Below are 18,629 nucleotides of genomic sequence, written 5' to 3'. Positions count from 1 at the left end.
CAGTGTTCCGGGGTGGGAAAAAGACGGCAAAGCATCAATCCTTGCGCCATACCATTTTGTTTACAACGCCCACATAGCTCTGGATGATCTTCACCACTTTGACGGAAACGTCCTCGGTGTAATTGGGTACGGGAATGCCGAAATCGCCGTTTTGATTCATGGCCACGGCGGTAGCCACGGCCTGCTCCACGCCGCCCCCGCTGATGCCCGCAAGGATAAAGCAGCCTTTGTCCAACGCCTCGGGCCGTTCGGTGGAGGTGCGGATGCACACCGCGGGAAAAGGGCGGCCGACACTGGTGAAGAAACTGGATTCCTCGGGCAGCGTGCCGGAATCGCTCACCACGCAGAAGGCGTTCATCTGCAGGTGGTTGTAATCGTGGAAGCCCAGCGGTTCATGCAGCCGCACCCGGGCGTCCAGCTTGAAATTCCGCTGCTCGAGGAATTTTTTGCTGCGGGGGTGGCACGAATACAGAATGGGCATGTCGTAGGCTTCGGCCAGACGGTTGACGGAACGGAACAGGTCGAGAAAATTTTTCTCGGTGTCGATGTTCTCCTCCCGATGGGCCGAGAGCAGGATATAGCGCCCTTTTTCAAGGCCCAGCCGCTCCAGCACATCGCTGGCTTCGATCTTGGCAAAATTGGCACGCAGGACCTCGGCCATGGGGCTGCCCGTCACATAGGTGCGCTCTTTGGCCGTGCCCTCGGCGTTCAAATAGCGGCGCGCATGCTCAGAGTAGCACAGGTTCACGTCGCTGATGTGGTCCACGATGCGGCGGTTGGTCTCCTCGGGCAGGCACTCGTCAAAGCAGCGGTTGCCGGCCTCCATGTGAAAGATGGGGATGTGCAGGCGCTTGGCTGCGATGGCGGAAAGACAGCTGTTCGTGTCGCCCAAAATCAGCAGCGCGTCGGGCTTCTGCTGCGCCATCAGCGCATAGCTCTTGGCAATGATGTTGCCGATGGTCTCTCCCAGATCACTGCCCACGGCGTTCAGGTAAAAATCCGGCGCGCGCAGTTCCAGATCCTCGAAGAAAATCTGGTTGAGCGTATAGTCGTAATTCTGGCCCGTGTGGACCAGAAGCTGATTGAAATACCGGTCGCATTTTTTGATGACGGCGGAAAGGCGGATGATCTCCGGCCTTGTGCCGACGATGGTCATGAGTTTAATCTTTTCCATGTTCACACCTCAAGGAAATAGGTATCCGGACGCTCCGGGTCAAAGGGCTCGCTGGCCCACATCACGGTGACCATATCGCTCTCGCCCACATTCTCAATGTTGTGGGTGTAGCCCGTGGGAATGTCCACCACTTCCAGCTTATCGCCGGAGACGCGGTATTCGTACACGGCTTCGGTGTTCAGCCGGCGGAAGCGGATGACGCCCTCGCCCTTCACCACCAGAAATTTCTCGTTTTTGGTGTGGTGCCAGTGATTGCCCTTTACGACGCCGGGCCTGGAAATGTTGACGGACACCTGCCCGCGCTCCGGGGTGCGCAGGAACTCCGTAAAGCTGCCACGCGCATCGCAGTGCATGTCCAGCGGATAGGAGAAGCCGTCTGTGGGAAGATAAGAAAGGTATGTCGCATACAATTTCCGTGTGAAGGCGTCACCCATGTCCGGTACGTCCAGCTTGCCGCGGCTGCCGCGGAAGCTTTCAATCAGCTCCGCCAGACGGCCAAGCGTCACATCATAGGCGTCGCACATCAGATGGCAGTAGCCGGGAATGGAACAGTCCCGCGCGGCACGCCCCTCCATCGCGGCGATGAAGCTGGCCACCACGTCGTCGATGTATACCAGAGGGAAGCTGTATGCAGGGTCCCGCACGTCGATGGGCAGGCCGTTTGCGATGTTGTGGCAGAACGTGGCCACAACGCTGTTGTAGGACGGGCGGCACCATTTGCCGAACACGCCCGGCAGGCGGTACACCAGCGCAGGCGCGCCGGTGGCGCGCTCGTGGGCGAAAATAAGCTCCTCAGCCTCCCGCTTGCTTTTGCCGTAGTCATTGTCCAGCTCCGCCTGGATGGATGAGGTGACGAGCACAGGCGCTTTGTTGCCCGCCGCGGCCAGCAGGGCGAGCAGGTGCTCGGTGAAGCCCCGGTTGCCCTCGTAAAATTCATCCGGATTTTGGGGACGGTTCACGCCCGCCAGATGGAACACAAAGTCCGCCCGGGCGGCGTAGTCCGCCAGAAGCTCTTTTGGCGTGTCGACGTCGAACAAAAGCAGGTCGTTCCAGCCTTCATTGCGAAGCTGGGCGACAAGGTTTTTTCCCACAAAACCGCCCGCCCCTGTAATGAGCAGCGTTTTTTTCTTATTTTCCAAGCGCGGCCAGCTCCTCTTTCACATATTCAAGGCTCAGCAGCTTGTCCACGACCTCGTCCACCGTCAGGCGGCGGGTATTGTGGCTGGTGTAGTCCTCGGGCGCCTGGGTGCGCACCTCGCCGTTGACAAAGTATTTGTCGTAGTTCAGATCGCGGCCGTCGGCGGCCACGCGGTAATAACCGCCCAGGTCCTCGCTGCGCGTTTTTTCCTCTCGGGTGAGCAATGTTTCATACAGCTTTTCCCCGTGGCGCGTGCCGATGATGTGCGTGCCGGTATCGCCGAACAGCTTCTGCACGGCTTTGGCAAGGTCCCCAATGGTGGAGGCGGGGCTTTTCTGCACAAACAGGTCGCCGGGGTTGGCGTGCCCGAACGCAAAGGCCACAAGGTCCACGGCTTCGTCCAGGCTCATCAGGAAGCGGGTCATCTCCGGGTCGGTGATGGTGATGGGCTTGCCCGCTTTGATCTGGTCGATAAACAGGGGGATAACGCTGCCGCGGCTGGCCATGACGTTGCCGTAGCGGGTGCAGCAGATGGTGGTAGCCTCGGCCTTGACGGTGCGCGCTTTCGCGCCGATAACTTTTTCCATCATTGCCTTGCTGATTCCCATGGCATTGATGGGGTACGCCGCTTTATCGGTGGAGAGGCAGACGACCTTTTTTACGCCCGCGTCGATGGCGGCTGTCAATACGTTGTCGGTGCCCAGCACGTTGGTGCGCACGGCCTCCATGGGAAAGAACTCGCAGCTCGGAACCTGCTTGAGCGCGGCCGCATGGAAGATATAGTCCACGCCGCGCATCACGCCGCGTAGGCTGTCCGGATTGCGTACGTCGCCGATATAAAATTTGATCTTGCCGCTCAGCTCCGGATATTTGAGCTGGTAATCGTGGCGCATATCGTCCTGCTTTTTTTCGTCGCGGGAAAAGATGCGGATCTCGCCGATGTCTGTGGATAAAAAGTGTTTGAGAACCGTATTGCCGAAAGAACCGGTGCCGCCCGTGATGAGCAGTGTTTTGCCTGCAAATACTGTGGATTCCATATCGAAACCTCCAAGAATGGGCGCGCGGCCCTGTAATGTCACGTAAGAAAAGTATAACCTTGTACAGTATACCATAATCCGCCCGGGATGCCAAGATTTTGACGGATTTCGCCGTTTGACGGTCCGCTTTGGTTCTGGTATTATTTTCTTAGCTGTCCTGCGCAGCGGCGCGCGGGGCGGAAAGCAGGGCCTGCGCAACGAAGGCGCGTGCGAAAACAAGCCTGTCCGTCTGCAGGTGTGAAGAGATTCAGCTCGGCTGCAAAAAAGACAAAGCTTCCCATTATTAAAAAAGGAGATTGATCGATTTTTATGGACACAGTCCTGCCCAGTTTATTTCTGCAGGTCATACTCATTGCCTCCAACGCGTTTTTCGCCATGAGCGAGTTTGCGGTGGTGTCCGTCAACACACAGAAGATGAAGCGCCTGGCCGAGGGCGGCAGCAAGCCCGCCGCGCGTCTGCTCGTCATCACCGAGGCTCCGTCGGACTTCCTGGCCACCATTCAGGTGGGCGTTACGCTGTCCGGCTTTCTGGCTTCGGCCGCAGCCGCGGACAGCTTCGCGGACCCATTGGTCTCCGCGCTGTCGTTCATTCCCATTCCCGCGTCTACGCTGCGCGGCGTGACGGTGTTTCTCATTACCATTATTCTTTCTTATTTCATGCTGATTTTCGGCGAGCTTGCGCCCAAGCGCATCGCTATGAAGAATCCGGACGGCGTGGCGCTCAAGGTCGTGGGCGTCATATGGGCGCTGAACAAGGTGTGCAAGCCCGTCATCAAGCTGATCGCCGCGTCCACCAACCTTGTGCTGCGTCCGCTGGGCATCGGCCCGGCCAGTGATGAGGAGCCGGTGGCGGAGGAAGATATTCTGATGATGGTGGAGGCCGGCGAGGAGACAGGCACCGTGGACGAACGCGAGCACGAGATGATCAAAAACATCTTCGAGTTCGACGACCGCAAGGTGTCCGAGATCATGACGCACCGCACCGATGTGGTGGGCGTGCCCGTGACGGCCACGCTGCAGGACATCGTGGCGCTGCAGGCGGAAAACCGTTTCTCTCGCATCCCGGTATATAAAGAGGACCTGGACGATATCGTGGGCGCTGTGTTCGTAAAAGACCTTGTCCCCCTGCTTGAGCCGGGCCGATATGCCGACGCCACGCCGGAAAAATACATGCGAAGCGTGTTGTATGTGCCCGAGGGTATGACGTGCTCCAACCTGCTGCACGCATTTCAGAAAGCGCGTGTGCACCTGGCCATCGTCGTAGACGAATACGGCGGCACGGAAGGCATGGTAACCATGGAGGACCTGCTGGAGACGATCGTGGGCGATCTGGACGACGAGCACGAGGAGGACAATGCCGTCGTCACGCTGGCGGACGGCGTGTATGAGGTGGGCGGCGATGTGCCTGTGAATGAACTGGAGGGCCTTTTGGGCGAGGACATTTTTGAAAATGCCGACTGTGATACCATCGGCGGCTTCATCACTGAGACATTGGGCCGTATCCCGCAGGCGGGCGAGACGCTGCCGTTGGAGACACTGGGCTATACCCTCACCGTAGCGGAAGCCACGCCCCGCGCTGTGACGAAGGTGACCATCACCCGCACGGCTGAAAAAACGGCCGATCCGCAGCCCGCGCCGGAGCAGAAGCGCCGCTTCGGACGCAAAAAAGACAGGGACGGGGAAAAGTGAGCCTGTCCCGGAACGAAAGCAGGCGCAAACCCGGGCACGGACTTGTCCGGGCGCCTGAACCACAAAGCCCGGTGTGGCGATAAAACAAAGGAGAGCTGAACAATGCGCGCTTATGAACGCCTGATGAATTATGTAAAAGTACACACCACATCCCAGGACGGCACGGGGCGAACGCCCACTACGGAGCGCCAGCTGGACCTGGCGCGGATGCTGGCGGAGGAGATGCGCGCAATGGGCATAGCCGACGCGCGCGTGGACGGCTTCGGCTATGTGTACGGAAGCCTGCCCGCTACGCTCGGCTGCGAAAAAAGCCCGGCCATCGGCTGGATCGCCCACATGGATACGGCCCAGGCATTCTCCGGCGAGAATGTGAAGCCCATTCTGCATGAGAATTATGATGGCGGCGACGTGGCCCTGCCGCAGTGCGGCCGCGTACTGAAAACGTCCGAGTTCCCGTTCCTGAAAGAGCTGAAGGGAAAAACGCTCATCACGGCCGACGGCTCCACGCTTCTGGGCGCGGACGATAAGGCGGGCATTGCGGAGATATTGACGGCATGTGAACAGCTCCTGCAAAGCGGCGCGCCCCATGGCCCGGTGAAGATCGCCTTCACGCCGGACGAGGAAGTGGGCGAAGGCGCGGACCATTTCGACGTGCCGGGCTTCGGGGCGGCTTATGCCTATACGATGGACGGAGGCGAGGTGGGCGAGATATCCTACGAGAACTTCAACGCCGCGTCCGCTGTGTTCCGCATCACGGGCGTTTCGGTACACCCGGGCAGCGCCAAGGACACCATGGTAAACGCGCTGAAGCTGGCCTGCGAGATCGACGGCATGCTGCCGCCGCGGGAGGTGCCTGAGCACACCGAGGGCCGGGAGGGCTTTTTCCACATGGACGCTCTGTCCGGAGACACGGCTGCCGCGCGTCTGGAATATATCGTGCGCGACCATGACCGGGAAAAGTTTGAGGCGCGCAAGGAGCTGCTGCGCGGCGTGGAAAAGGCCATGACGGAAAAGTATCCCACGGCGCGGGTGGAGCTTGCGCTCAAGGACAGCTACTACAACATGCTGGAGCAGATCCGTCCCTGCATGCACCTCATTGACAATGCGAAAAAGGCCTGCGAGGCGGCGGGCGTACAGTGGTTTGAGGAGGCGACGCGCGGGGGTACAGACGGTGCGCGGCTGTCGTATATGGGTTTGCCCTGTCCGAACCTGGGAACCGGGGGCCATAACTTCCACGGGCCTTACGAGTGTATCACAGCAGAAAGTATGGACAAGGCCGTGGAGATCATTTTAAATATCATCGCGCTGTATGCGGCGTGAGCGGGGATAGTTTGAAAGGGGCGGGCCCCTTTCATTGAAAATCACTGCGGGCGCGAGGCCTGGACAGATAAGCACAAACCGGGGAGGCCGCGCCTCCCCTCTTTTCGTTTGCGTTTTGTGAAATTTGCGCAAAACATGCGGAAATATGAAATATTTTGTTCCTGCCGGACGTATAACAAACAAAGGGATGCCCCAGAGGGAAAGGAAGTGCTTTGTTGTGAAAAAAACTGTATGGAAGCTGTTCGCACCGGCGCTCTGTGCCGCTGTGCTGTTTGCCGCGTGTTCAAAGGATGACAGCTCGTCTTCGCGTCCGCAGAGCGTTTCAACACCGCCTGCAAGCTCCAGCGTACCGCCGGCAAGCGCATCGTCGCAGCCTGCAAGCTCCAGCAGCGCGGCGTCATCGGAGGCGGCAAGCAGCGTGCCGGCGTCCAGCTCTGCCGCTTCGTCCTCCGCGGCCGCCACGCCCACGCAGAGCACACGCCGCGGCGCTACGGTACGCGCGGACGGCGGCCTGCGTCTGCGCGCATCCGCCAGCGAAAAAAGCGAAAAGCTGCTTACGATCCCCGACGGCACGCACATCGAGTGCACCGGCTGGCAGAGCGGGTGGGCCAAAACGACCTACGAGGGCAAAACAGGCTATGTCTCGGCAGTGTACTTATTGTATGACGGAAAGGTGCGTGCGGACGGCGGCCTGCGCCTGCGCAGCGGCCCGGGCGAAAGCTACGAAAAACTGCTCACCGTGCCGGACGGCACCGTGCTGCCCTGCATTTCTCAGGGGGACGGCTGGGTGAAAACGACCTACAACGGCAAAACAGGTTATGTTTCTCAGGACTATCTGCTGGTTCCCGTTACCGTGCGTGCGTCCACGGGCCTGAACCTGCGCGCCTCTGCCAGCGAAACGGCCGAAAAACTGCTCACCATTCCCAACGGCACCGTAGTACAGTGCTACGGCAACAAGGAGAATGAGTGGGCCAGGGTGGCTTACAACGGCAAGGCGGGCTATGTTTCCTATCTTTATATCGCCTATGATTGAGCGGTGAAACGGGCTCGAAGAAACTGAAAGCGGGGCTTAAAGGAAGTGTTTGTCCATGAGAAAAACAGCGATATCCATTTTGGCAATAACGCTTTGCGCGCTGTTATCCGGCTGTGGAAAAGCAATGACCATCAGCCTTCCGTTTGCAGCCTCGGACGTGGAAAATGTTGAAATGTACCATTATGTCGTTCCGGCCTCCGCTGAAAAAAAGATCATAACGCAGGCGGATGCTATCAGCGAGCTTTACGCCGTGTTTTCGGAACTGCCTGTGAGCGACCGAAAGACCGAGCCGGTCGTGGGGGGAGCGGTAACGAGCTTCAGGTTCAACCTTTCGGATCATACAAGCTATGAAATTATTTATTGCGCAGAGGCTGTTAAGAAAGGCCGATTGAAGCTCCCCGCAGAACAGCAGGATTATTTCACCTCGGCGGATATTGGAGGCTGCTGGGATGGCTGTGCTTATGAAGCGGTGGATACAGGCGAAAGTGAGCTGCCGACATACAGTTGAACCACGGTTTTCCGGCGGTTCAAAACCGCGTGGCGGAGCTGCTGTAAGTAAAAAAGAACCATGCGGGACGGCTGCCACGGCATGCTGTTCCGTCGTATAAAAGCGCGTTCCGTCCGGTCTTATGGCTTTGCGGAGCGCGCTTTTTATCATTCCACATAAAAGCGGCTTTCTTTTTCGGCGCAGAATGTGTAAACTGGAGAAAAGCATAAAAATTTTTGAAATGCTTTACCAATTTACTTGACTAAAGCGAACGGCTGTATTATACTGCTTTTATCACGGAAAACGGAGCGGCCGCACCGGCCGGAAACGCCGCCGTGGACGGCGAAAGCGGGAGCCGGCTTTGCACGGGACCGCCCGCGCCGCAGAACAAAGGGGGCAAGCGCCAATGGAGATCGAAACGGGACGTCTGCCGAAAGACGAACAGGTGCCGCTGCTTTTGCGCGGACTGTTCGAGCAGCGCGGCTACCGCCGCTACCGGATGAGCAATTTTGAAGCCTATGACCTGTACCGGGAGAATAAAAACTTTCTCGAAAGCGAAGGGATCATTACCTTCACCGATGCGTCGGGCCGGTTGATGGCTCTGAAGCCGGACGTTACCATGAGCATCGTCAAGCATACGAAGCCGGACGCTGTTTCCAGCAAGCTGTATTATGTGGAAAACGTGTTCCGTCTGGCGCCGCAGAGCGGCGAATACCGGGAGATCAGCCAGATGGGCCTGGAGTTCATTGGCGGCCAGGGCGGCTATGCCGAGGCTGAGGCCGTTGAATTGGCCGTGCGCAGCCTTGCGGCCATTGGTCCGCAGAGTGTTCTGGACGTGGGTCACATGGGCTTCATCACGAGCCTGTTGGACGTGCTGGGCGTCAGGGAGGAAGCCCGCGCCGCCGCGCTGGACGCGCTGCGGGCCAAAAACGCCCACACGCTGCGGGCCATCGCGGCCGAAAGCGGCTGCACGGAGGAAGAGGCGGGCCAGCTTGCCGCGCTGGCGGCTTTGGCCGGGCCCTTCCCCGAAACGCTGGACGCCGCCCGCGCGCTGGTGGCCGCGCCGGGCATGGCGGACGCCTGCGGCGAGCTGCAGAGCCTGTACGACGCGCTGGAGGCTGTGGATGCGGCGGATACTCTGCGGCTGGATTTCTCCACGCTCAACGACATCGACTACTACAACGGCGTTGTGTTCAAGGGTTATGTCCGGGGCGTGCCCCGGGCCGTGCTGGCGGGCGGGCGTTACGACAACCTGATGCGCCGCTTCGGCAAGCCGCAGCCCGCCGTGGGCTTCGCGCTGTACCTGGGCGGGCTGGGCCGGGCGTTTGCGGAAAAATCCGATTACGACGTAGACACTCTTCTTTTGTATGATGCAGGCCAAAGCCCGGCGCAGGTGGCGCGGGCGGTACAGAGCATTTTAAAAAGCGGCCGCAGCGTAAGGGCCGAACAGAGCGCGCCGGAGGGCCTGCGTGTGCGCCAGACGCTGCGCCTTGGCCCGGACGGAGCGGTCCCCGTGACAGGAGGTGGCGGCATATGCTGAATATCGCCTTGCCCAAGGGACGCTTGGGCGACAAGGTATACGGGCTGTTTTCCTCCATTGGGTACGACTGCGCGGCCATTTACGAGGACAACCGGAAGCTGGTGTTTGAAAACCCGGAGCGCGGCGTGCGGTACCTGCTGGTGAAGCCCAGCGACGTGGCCATCTATGTGGAGCACGGAGCGGCGGACATCGGCGTGGTGGGCAAGGACGTGTTGCTGGAAACACAGCCCGATGTATATGAGCTGCTTGATTTGCAGCTGGGCCGCTGCCGTCTGGCTGTGGCAGCGAAAAACGGCTGGCAGGAGGACCTTTCGCTGCCATTGCGCGTGGCGACGAAGTACCCCCGCGTGGCAAAAGAGTATTACGAGGCGCAGGGCCGCCAGATCGAGATCATCAGGCTGAACGGCAGCATCGAGCTTGCGCCCATTCTGGGCCTTTCGGATGTGATCGTGGACATCGTGGAAACAGGCACGACGCTGAAGGAGAACGATCTGGGCGTGTTCGCGGACGTGGCCCAAAGCAGCGCGCGGCTCATTGCAAACAAGGCGAGCTATCAGTTCAGCGCCGGCGTCATCGACGGCATCTGCGGGAAGTTGAGGGAAAAGCTATGATTCGTGTGTTCAAAAGCGGGGAAGTGGCCCGCGCGGATATTTTATACCGGGGAGAATCCGGCAGCACGCAGGCCGTGGAGGACGCGGTGGCGGATATTCTGGCCGATGTGAAGAAAAACGGAGACGCGGCGGTGCTGCGCTATTGCGAAAAATTCGACGGTGTGAAGCTGGCGGGGCTGCGCGTGGCGCAGGCGGATATCGACGCGGCTTACGAAGCGGCGGACCCGGAATTCATCCGGACGCTGACGATGGCCGCTGGCAACATCGAGGCTTTCCACAAACGGCAGATCCGCCGAAATTTTGTCATCAACGACACGCCCGGCGTGGTGCTGGGCCAGAAGGTGACGCCCATTGAGCGGGTGGGCCTGTATGTGCCCGGCGGCACGGCCAGCTACCCCTCCAGCGTTCTGATGAACGCTATTCCGGCGCGTCTGGCGGGCGTTTCGGAGATCATAATGGTAACGCCTCCCGCAAAGGACGGCAGTGTGGCGCCGGCCATTCTTACGGCCGCAAGGGTGGCGGGCGTGACGGCCATTTACAAAATGGGCGGCGCGCAGGCCGTGGCGGCGCTGGCCTACGGGACCGAAAGCGTGCCGAAGGTGGATAAGATCGTCGGCCCGGGAAACATTTTTGTGGCCGCCGCCAAGCGCCGGGTATACGGCATCGTGGACATCGACATGATCGCAGGCCCCAGCGAGATACTGGTGCTGGCCGACGCTGCGGCGAACCCCGCCTATGTGGCAGCGGACCTGCTGAGCCAGGCCGAGCACGACAGGCTGGCCACCGCGGTGCTGGTGTGCGACAGCGAGGCGCTGGCCGGGGCGGTTTCGGCGGAGCTGGAGCGGCAGATTCCCTTGCTGCCCCGGGCGGACATCGCCCGCGCGTCCATCGACAACAACGGCAAGATCATCATTGCACGGGACATGGCCGAGGGCGTGGACATCGCCAACGAGATCGCGCCCGAGCATCTGGAGGTCTGCGTGGACGACCCGTTCAGCCTTTTGAACAGCATCCGCAACGCGGGCAGCATCTTTTTGGGAAAAAACGTGCCCGAGGCGCTGGGCGATTATTTCGCAGGGCCGAACCACACGCTGCCCACGCTGGGGACGGCGCGCTTTTCCAGCCCGCTTTCCGTGGATGATTTCGTGAAAAAATCCAGTTTTATTTATTACACGAAAGAGGCGCTGGGCGCGGTGCAGGAGCGCATCGTCGATTTTGCCGAGCGCGAGGGGCTTTCCGCTCACGCGCGCAGCGTGTCCATCCGGTTCGAGGACGGGCAGTAAGACGAAGCAAAGGGGAAACGTGAATGGAGTTTATTGCGTTCATCGTGACGGTGCTTGTGGGCTTTGTGGCGGAAAGCCTGCTGGGGAATTGGCTGAACTGGCCCGGTGTGGGAGCAGTTTTCGCCGCTGCGGCAGCGGCGGCGTTCATTCTTCGGGCGCTGCAGCGTAAAGAAGCGCCTGCCGAAACACAAAGCGATGCCCAATCCCCGGGCGGTTGCCCCGGCGGGCAGGAAAAATGATTTTTGGTGCAGGGAGGCAGAGAAACGCATGAGCCGTTTTTTGGCGGGCGCGCTGCGCGCCGTTACGCCCTATACGCCCGGGGAACAGCCGCGGGGCGTGGAAACCCTTATCAAACTGAACACGAATGAAAACCCGTACCCGCCCAGCCCGAAGGTACTGGAGGCGCTGAACGGCCGCGCGGCAGAAAACCTGCGCCTGTATTCGGACCCCGCGTGCGCGGATTTTCTGGCCGCGCTGGCAGAGACGTTCGGCGTGGGCCGGGACCAGGTGTTCGCGGGCAACGGCTCGGACGAGGTTCTGGCGTTTGCATTCCTCGCGTTTTGCGAAAAGGGCGCGGCATTCGCAGACATCACCTACGGCTTTTACCCGGTGTTCGCGCAGCTGTTCGGCATCGCGGCGCAGGAGGTGCCGCTCCGGGAGGATTTTTCGGTGAATACAGGCGATTATGCGGGTGTGCCGGGCACGGTGTTCCTGGCAAACCCCAACGCGCCCACGGGCCTGTGCCTGCCGCTGGCGGAGATCGAGGCGCTCCTTCGGCAGGACCCGGACCGCCTGGTGGTGGTGGACGAGGCCTATGTGGATTTCGGCGGAGAGAGTGCCGCCTGCCTGCTGGGCCGGTACGACAATCTGCTGGTGGTGGGCACCTTTTCCAAAAGCCGAAGCCTCGCGGGCGCGCGGCTGGGTTATGCCGTGGGCAGCCCGGCGCTCATCGCGGACCTGAACACCGTCAAATTCAGCTTCAACCCCTATAATATCAACCGCCTGACGCTTCTGGCGGGCGAGGCCGCGCTGGCCGACGCACCCTACTTCGCGCGCTGCTGCACGCAGGTAGCCGCCGTGCGGGACGAGACGGCGCAGGCCCTTCGCGCGTTGGGCTTCACAGTGACAGACAGCAAAACAAACTTTCTGTTCGCGGGCGCGCATCCGGCTGTTTCCGGAGGAGAATATTATGCAGCGCTGCGGCAAAGCAGCATTCTTGTGCGGCACTTTACGCTGCCGCGTATCGAGAACTGGGTGCGCATCACCGTCGGCACCGCCGCGCAGATGCAGCGCCTTGTGGATGTGACAAAGCAGATACTGGACGCGCGGCACAGCGCCGCGCGCTGACAAAAAACACACGAAACAGGAGGGTTTGCCATGAGCATGCGCATCGTAAAATCCGCGCGCCGCACCGACGAAACGGAGATCAGCCTGACGCTGAATCTGGACGGTTCAGGCATTTACGACGTGGACACGGGCTGCGGTTTTTTGAACCATATGCTGGAGCTGTTCAGCCGCCACGGCCGGTTCGACCTCACGCTCGCCTGCCGCGGCGACGTGCAGGTGGATTATCACCATACCGTGGAGGATATCGCCATCGTGCTGGGCCGCGCGTTCAGCGAGGCGCTGGGTGATCGCGCCGGCATCAACCGCTACGGCACCTGTACGCTGCCCATGGATGAGGCGCTCATCCTTGCGGCTGTGGACATCAGCGGGCGGCCGGCCGTGGGCTATGCGCTGGAGGTCCCCACCGAAAAGGTGGGCGATTTCGACACCGAGCTGGTGGAGGAATTCCTGCTGGGCTTCGCGCGCAGCCTGGGCTGCGCGGTGCATGTGCGCCGCCTGGCGGGCACAAACAGCCACCATATCATCGAGGGCATGTTTAAGGCGCTGGCCCGCGCGCTGAAAGAGGCCGTCGCCATCGATGAAAAATACGCGCTTGAGATCCCATCCACCAAGGGGACGATTTTGTGAATGCGGAGGGACGGATATGATCGCGGTGATCGATTACGGCGTTGGCAACCTGTTCAGCCTTTCGTCCTCTCTGGCGTATCTGGGGCTGGAAAACAAAGTCACGCGCAGCGCGCGGGAGCTGGACGAGGCGTCGCATATCATCCTGCCCGGGGTCGGCGCGTTCGGCGACGCGATGGAAAAGCTCGCGTCCACGGGCCTTGTGCCCGAGCTTGAGCGGCAGGCGGAAAACGGCAAGCCGCTGCTGGGAATCTGCCTTGGCATGCAGCTTCTGTTTGAAAAAAGCTATGAGTACGGCGAGCACGCGGGCCTTGGCCTGCTGCCGGGCAGCGTCTGCCCGCTGGAACCGGACCTCGCGGCGGCGGGCTTTAGTTACAAGGTGCCGCACATCGGCTGGAACAGCCTGCATCTGGTAAGGCCGGAAAACCCGCTGATGGCCAATACGCGCGAGGGCGATTTCGTCTATTTCGTCCATTCGTTCTATGTCAAGGGCTGCGGGGACGCGCTGGTGGCCGGCGCCGAATACGGCGTGACGGTGCCCGGCGCGGTGGCGCGGGGCAATGTGTACGGCTGCCAGTTTCACCCGGAAAAAAGCGGAGAAGCCGGCCTGCGCATCCTGCGGGCTTTTGCGGCGCTGTGACGGGAAAAATACAGAAACCGGCCCGCGGGCGGCGTGCGCGCCGCCGGGGCGCAGAAAGGAAGAAGCGGCCATGCAGATATTCCCGGCGATTGACCTGAAGGACAAACAGGTGGTGCGTCTGACGCAGGGAGACTATGGAAAAGTGGAGGTGTACGGGCAGGACCCGGCCGCCGCCGCGCGCGGCTTTGCGGCGCAGGGGGCGAAGTACCTGCACGTTGTGGACCTGGACGGCGCGAAGGACGGCGCGCTCTCCAACTTCGACGCGGTGTCCGCCATTATCGCGGCCACAGGCATGTTTGTGGAGGTGGGCGGCGGCATTCGCGACGAGGCGCGGGTGCGCGCGTATCTGGAGCAGGGCGCGGGACGTGTGATCCTGGGCACCGCCGCACTGCGCGATTTTGCGTTTTTGCAGCGCATGGTGGACAAATACGGAGAAAAAATCGCCGTGGGCGTGGACGCGAAGGACGGTTTTGTGGCCACCGACGGCTGGCTGAACGTGAGCCGCACGCAGGGCGTGGACTTTTGCAGGCGGGTATATGAAGCGGGCGTGCGAAACGTGATATACACCGATATCGCCCGGGACGGCGCGATGCAGGGCACGAACCTGTCCGTGTATGAGACGCTGGCGCGGGAGGTGCCGGGCCTCGGCGTCACGGCGTCGGGCGGCATTTCGTCACTGAGCGAGATCCGCGCGCTGGCCGCAATGGGGACAAAGGCGGCTATTGTGGGGAAAGCCGTATATACGGGCGCGCTGGCCCTGCCGGATGTGCTGGCCGCGGCGGGGGAGGAATAGTTCTATGGTGACAAAGCGTATCATCCCGTGCCTGGACATCCGAAACGGGCGCGTGGTAAAGGGCGTGAATTTCAAGGGCGTGCAGGACGTTGAGGACCCCGTGGCGCTTGCGCGGCGCTACAACGACGCCGGCGCCGACGAGCTGGTATTTTACGACATCACGGCCAGTGTGGAGGGGCGCGGTCTGTTCACAGACGTGCTGCGGGACGTGGCGCGGCAGATATTCATCCCCCTCACCGTGGGCGGGGCAATCAATACGCTGGAGGATTTCGACCGGGTGCTCAAGGCGGGTGCGGACAAGGTGAGCGTCAATTCCGGGGCCATCAAAGACCCGGCCCTCATCGGAGAGGCTGCGAAGAAATACGGCGACCAGTGTGTGGTGCTCTCCATGGACGTGGCCCGCGTGGACGGCAAATACCACCTGTTCACAAAAGGCGGGCGCGAGGATACCGGTCTGGACGCACTGGAATGGGCTGTGCGCGGCGAAGCCGGGGGCGCGGGGGAGATCGTGCTGAACAGCATCGATACCGACGGCGTGAAGCGGGGGTTTGACCTGGAGATGCTGGAAGCCCTGTCGAAGCGTGTGTCGCTGCCCATCATCGCATCGGGCGGCGCGGGCAAAATGGAGGATTTCAAAACGCTGTTCACGCTGCCGGGCGTGGATGCGGGCCTCGCGGCCAGCATTTTTCATTTCGGCGAGGTGGATATCGGAAATTTGAAGCGGTATTTAACTGAAAACGGCGTGCCGGTGCGGCTGTGAATGCGGAGAGGAACGCGTGCCGGAATGAAAAAACGGGGAACCCCGATTTTTAAAGACAACTTGACGCCGCAGCAGCGCGAACGGCAGCAAGCCGTTTTTGCAAAAGAACGCAGGCAGGAGGAAAAGAACCGGAAAACCGGAGAAATTCTGGACGCGGCGGCTGCCGTTTTGAAGATTCTGACGGATGTATAGCGGAAATTCAATGGAGGCTTATGGATATGCGGCGGGGAGCTGCCGTCCCTGCGGCGCTGAGAGATTCGGCAGGTCCGCCGGGGGAACGGTTTTTCGCTGATGCAGAACCGCGAGCGGCGGGACGCTGCTGCCCCTGCGGCGCCGAGAGATTCGGCAAGGCTGCTGAAAAAGTATGTTTCCCATTGTTAAAAAGGAGAAAACAGCAATGACGACACAAGAGCTGAAATTCGACGAAAAGGGGCTGATCCCCGCCGTCGTGCAGGATTTTTACACGAAAAAGGTGCTCACCGTGGCGTATATGAACGCCGAAAGTCTGGACATCACACTGCGGGAAAAGCGCACCTGCTTCTGGTCCCGTTCCCGGCAGGAGCTGTGGCGCAAGGGCGAGACGAGCGGCAATGTGCAGCATGTGGTGTCTGTCACGGCGGACTGCGACGGCGACGCGCTGGTGGTGGAAGTCATTAAGGACGGTCCCGCCTGCCATCTGGGCACGGATTCCTGCTTTGCCAATCTGCTTTTCCGGGACGAGGAGGTGCAGCGGTTTTCACTGGAGGCGCTGTACGCGCTGCTGGAGGGCCGCAATGCCCAGCGTCCCGAGGGCAGCTATACCACCTACCTGTTTGAAAAAGGGCGGGAAAAAATCTTGAAAAAGGTGGGTGAGGAATGCACCGAAGTCATCATCGGGGCCATGAAGGGCAGCCGGGAGGAAACCATCTACGAAATTTCCGACCTGTGTTACCATGTGCTGGTCCTGATGGTCGCAGAAGGCATCACGCTGGATGACATCCGGGCCGAGCTGGCGTCGCGCCATGTCATTGACCATAAGGTGAAACAGGAGACGATGCAATGAGACTGACATCCTCCACACACAACCATACAAATCTGTGCGACGGCAGGAACACGCCCGAGGAAATGGCCCGGGCCGCGTTGGAGGCCGGCTTCACGGATTTCGGCTTTTCCGGCCACAGCTATGCGCCGTTTGATCTGGATTATTCCGTCAAATCGGAGCAACACTATGTGCAGGAGCTGCGTGCACTGCAAAAGGCATACGCGGGCCGTCTGCGCATTGCCGTGGGAATGGAAGCTGATTGGTTCGCTCCGGTGAACGACCGCGCGGCGCTGGACTACATCATTGGCTCTGTGCATTACCTGCGGGACGAAGCCACAGGCCGGTATTATGCCGTGGACGGCGCACCGGAGGCTCTGGACGCCTGTGTGACGCAGATGTTCGGCGGCGACGCGCTGGCCATGGCCCGGGCCTATTACGCGCTTGTGGCTGAAAACGTCCGGAAATACCGGCCGGAGATCATCGGCCATTTCGACCTGGTGAAAAAAAACAACTGCGGCGGACACCTGTTTGATGAAGCGGACCCGGTTTACCGTACTGCGGCGCTGGAGGCGCTGGACGCCTGCGCCGCCACCGGGGCTGTTTTTGAGGTGAACACGGGCGGCATGTTCCGCGGTTACTGCGGTGAGCCGTATCCCTCGCGCTTTCTGCTGGAAGCCCTGCGGAAAAGCGGCGCACGCGTCACTGTAAACGCCGACGCGCACTGCACCGAAGCCGTGCGCTTCCGTTTTGACGAAACGCTGGCGCTGCTGCGGGATATCGGCTTTACGGCTGTGACGGTGCTGGAGGACGGCATGTTTGTGGAAAAACCGCTGTGACGCAGCCGGTGCGTGAACATCCTGACGAAATTCAATGGCTTGATTTGTGCGTATCGTACAGAATTTTGTTGCCGTGCCGGGAAATGCTTTGCACCGGTGCGCCGTTCTTTTGTTTGCACCCGCGCGCGGCGGATGGTATAATGCTTGCGTGAAACGGAGCTCTTGCGGTATTCCGCGGCGCGGAAGTATGCGGGGCGGGAGGCCCCGGCCCGCACAGAAGAAAGGACACGAATATGACGAACATCTGGCATGATATCAGCCCATCGCGCATTAACCCGGAAGACTTCATCGCGGTGATCGAAATTGAAAAAGGCTCAAAGAAAAAGTACGAGCTGGATAAGGAGACCGGCCATATCATTTTGGACCGCATCCTTTATACCTCTACCCACTATCCGGCAAACTACGGTCTGATCCCGCGCACCTTTGCGGACGACGGCGACCCGCTGGACGTGCTGGTGCTGTGCAGCGAGGTGCTTGCGCCGCTGAGCCTGGTACGGTGCTATCCCATCGGCGTCATCACCATGCAGGATCAGGGGAAAATGGACGAGAAGATCATTGCAATCCCCTTTGAGGACCCCACCTACAACACCTACCGTGACATATCGGAGCTGCCCAGCCATATCTTCAGCGAGATGCGCCATTTCTTCAGTGTGTATAAGAATCTGGAAGGCAAGACTACGGTGGTGGACGAGGAACAGGGGCCGGATGAGGCGAAACGCATCATTCAGAACTGTCTGGACAATTATATCGAAAAATTCTGCCGCTGAACCCGACAAAATGCATGCCCCGGCGCTGCCCGCGCCGCGGGCTTTTTTGTGCTTTCTTGGATTTATTTGCGCTTTGCAGCGGGCGGGATTGACAGACCAAAGACATACACTTATACTTTTCTGTTAACAACTCTGATTATCTCCAAAAAGCCCGGAAATACGGGCATTTCACGGGATATAAGAACTGAATTTACTACCGATTTACTACTTTCGGATTGAGCTTTGACACGCTTCCGCTTCCCGTGAAGCCCACCGCCCAAATAGTGACACATCGAAAATCGAACACGACACCGCAGACGGCGGCGTTCTCTTTTCCCCTTTGGGGAGATCAGGACGCCGCTTTTTTTGCGCCCAAAACCAGAAAGGAGGCGACCGCCTATGTACTTTACTTCCGGCAGTGACCGGGCCTTTGAACAGCTCATGCAGACGAGACCGGGCGCAGATCATTTTGACAGCGGCGAGGCCGGAGCGCCGGAGGACTGCGGTACCTGCCGTTTCTACCGCCCGCACTGGAAGTACCAGTTTTGTG

20 protein-coding genes are annotated in these 18,629 nt (G+C 60.2%); 17 read left to right on the top strand and 3 right to left on the bottom strand.

The window, feature by feature from the left end; all coding sequences use genetic code 11:
* Positions 1–34 precede the first annotated feature (34 nt).
* The 3 genes from wecB to IIY41_RS07575 are packed head-to-tail and all read right to left on the bottom strand — an operon-like array spanning position 35 to position 3,349.
* Positions 35–1,174: a non-hydrolyzing UDP-N-acetylglucosamine 2-epimerase gene (wecB, locus tag IIY41_RS07585; protein ID WP_009324657.1), complete on the bottom strand. Its 1,140-nt coding sequence runs from the start codon at positions 1,172–1,174 to the stop codon at positions 35–37.
* A 2-nt stretch (positions 1,175–1,176) separates the two neighbouring features.
* Entirely contained in the window at positions 1,177–2,313 is a 1,137-nt protein-coding gene (locus IIY41_RS07580; RefSeq protein WP_278659535.1) for a polysaccharide biosynthesis C-terminal domain-containing protein, read from the bottom strand.
* The gene (locus IIY41_RS07575; protein ID WP_009324652.1) at positions 2,303–3,349 is read right to left on the bottom strand and encodes a polysaccharide biosynthesis protein; all 1,047 of its coding nucleotides are present in this window, start codon (positions 3,347–3,349) and stop codon (positions 2,303–2,305) included. The genes IIY41_RS07580 and IIY41_RS07575 overlap by 11 nt, the downstream gene beginning before the upstream one ends.
* A 309-nt stretch (positions 3,350–3,658) precedes the next feature.
* On the opposite strand from IIY41_RS07575, the gene IIY41_RS07570 reads away from it, so the two are divergent.
* The 17 genes from IIY41_RS07570 to IIY41_RS07490 all read left to right on the top strand — a co-directional run bounded on the left by IIY41_RS07570 (position 3,659) and on the right by IIY41_RS07490 (position 18,100).
* A complete protein-coding gene (locus tag IIY41_RS07570; RefSeq protein WP_058722855.1) occupies positions 3,659–5,038 on the top strand; it encodes a hemolysin family protein in 1,380 nt (459 codons plus the stop codon).
* Between the two features lie 102 nt (positions 5,039–5,140).
* On the top strand, positions 5,141–6,358 hold the full coding sequence (pepT, locus tag IIY41_RS07565) for a peptidase T (RefSeq protein ID WP_050004913.1): 1,218 nt from the start codon (positions 5,141–5,143) through the stop codon (positions 6,356–6,358).
* Between the two features lie 217 nt (positions 6,359–6,575).
* A complete protein-coding gene (locus tag IIY41_RS07560; RefSeq protein ID WP_158555360.1) occupies positions 6,576–7,391 on the top strand; it encodes an SH3 domain-containing protein in 816 nt (271 codons plus the stop codon).
* A 55-nt stretch (positions 7,392–7,446) separates the two neighbouring features.
* Entirely contained in the window at positions 7,447–7,899 is a 453-nt protein-coding gene (locus IIY41_RS07555; protein WP_050004910.1) for a hypothetical protein, read from the top strand.
* Positions 7,900–8,284: 385 nt separating this feature from the next.
* Entirely contained in the window at positions 8,285–9,418 is a 1,134-nt protein-coding gene (locus tag IIY41_RS07550; RefSeq protein ID WP_009324643.1) for an ATP phosphoribosyltransferase regulatory subunit, read from the top strand.
* Entirely contained in the window at positions 9,412–10,029 is a 618-nt protein-coding gene (gene hisG, locus IIY41_RS07545; RefSeq protein WP_009324641.1) for an ATP phosphoribosyltransferase, read from the top strand. The genes IIY41_RS07550 and hisG overlap by 7 nt, the downstream gene beginning before the upstream one ends.
* On the top strand, positions 10,026–11,312 hold the full coding sequence (hisD, locus tag IIY41_RS07540; RefSeq protein ID WP_050004908.1) for a histidinol dehydrogenase: 1,287 nt from the start codon (positions 10,026–10,028) through the stop codon (positions 11,310–11,312). Before hisG ends, hisD begins: the two co-directional genes overlap by 4 nt.
* 23 nt (positions 11,313–11,335) lie before the next feature.
* Positions 11,336–11,551 (top strand): hypothetical protein, encoded by a 216-nt coding sequence (locus tag IIY41_RS07535; protein ID WP_055081174.1) that lies wholly within the window; start codon positions 11,336–11,338, stop codon positions 11,549–11,551.
* Between the two features lie 28 nt (positions 11,552–11,579).
* Positions 11,580–12,659 carry a histidinol-phosphate transaminase gene (gene hisC / locus IIY41_RS07530; RefSeq protein ID WP_009324634.1) on the top strand — a complete coding sequence of 360 codons (1,080 nt, stop codon included), beginning with the start codon at positions 11,580–11,582 and terminating at the stop codon, positions 12,657–12,659.
* A gap of 30 nt (positions 12,660–12,689) precedes the next feature.
* Positions 12,690–13,286, top strand: coding sequence for an imidazoleglycerol-phosphate dehydratase HisB (gene hisB / locus IIY41_RS07525; RefSeq protein WP_009324633.1), 597 nt, complete (start codon positions 12,690–12,692; stop codon positions 13,284–13,286).
* A gap of 16 nt (positions 13,287–13,302) precedes the next feature.
* Positions 13,303–13,923 (top strand): imidazole glycerol phosphate synthase subunit HisH, encoded by a 621-nt coding sequence (hisH, locus tag IIY41_RS07520; RefSeq protein ID WP_050004906.1) that lies wholly within the window; start codon positions 13,303–13,305, stop codon positions 13,921–13,923.
* 70 nt (positions 13,924–13,993) lie between these two features.
* Positions 13,994–14,716, top strand: a complete 723-nt coding sequence (gene hisA, locus IIY41_RS07515) for a 1-(5-phosphoribosyl)-5-[(5-phosphoribosylamino)methylideneamino]imidazole-4-carboxamide isomerase (RefSeq protein WP_009324629.1) — start codon at positions 13,994–13,996, stop codon at positions 14,714–14,716.
* A 4-nt stretch (positions 14,717–14,720) separates the two neighbouring features.
* The gene (gene hisF, locus IIY41_RS07510; protein ID WP_050004905.1) at positions 14,721–15,476 is read left to right on the top strand and encodes an imidazole glycerol phosphate synthase subunit HisF; all 756 of its coding nucleotides are present in this window, start codon (positions 14,721–14,723) and stop codon (positions 15,474–15,476) included.
* Positions 15,477–15,500: 24 nt separating this feature from the next.
* The gene (locus tag IIY41_RS07505) at positions 15,501–15,668 is read left to right on the top strand and encodes a hypothetical protein (protein ID WP_009324625.1); all 168 of its coding nucleotides are present in this window, start codon (positions 15,501–15,503) and stop codon (positions 15,666–15,668) included.
* A gap of 172 nt (positions 15,669–15,840) precedes the next feature.
* Positions 15,841–16,518, top strand: coding sequence for a bifunctional phosphoribosyl-AMP cyclohydrolase/phosphoribosyl-ATP diphosphatase HisIE (gene hisIE / locus IIY41_RS07500; RefSeq protein WP_256290046.1), 678 nt, complete (start codon positions 15,841–15,843; stop codon positions 16,516–16,518).
* Positions 16,515–17,333: a histidinol-phosphatase gene (locus tag IIY41_RS07495; RefSeq protein ID WP_256290048.1), complete on the top strand. Its 819-nt coding sequence runs from the start codon at positions 16,515–16,517 to the stop codon at positions 17,331–17,333. The genes hisIE and IIY41_RS07495 overlap by 4 nt, the downstream gene beginning before the upstream one ends.
* 233 nt (positions 17,334–17,566) lie before the next feature.
* Positions 17,567–18,100: an inorganic diphosphatase gene (locus IIY41_RS07490; protein WP_009324619.1), complete on the top strand. Its 534-nt coding sequence runs from the start codon at positions 17,567–17,569 to the stop codon at positions 18,098–18,100.
* Positions 18,101–18,629: the final 529 nt, after the last annotated feature.

Origin of the sequence: Ruthenibacterium sp. (assembly GCF_017421385.1) — a bacterium.
GTDB lineage: Bacteria > Bacillota > Clostridia > Oscillospirales > Ruminococcaceae > Ruthenibacterium > Ruthenibacterium lactatiformans.
This window is presented reverse-complemented; position numbering and strand designations above follow the sequence as displayed.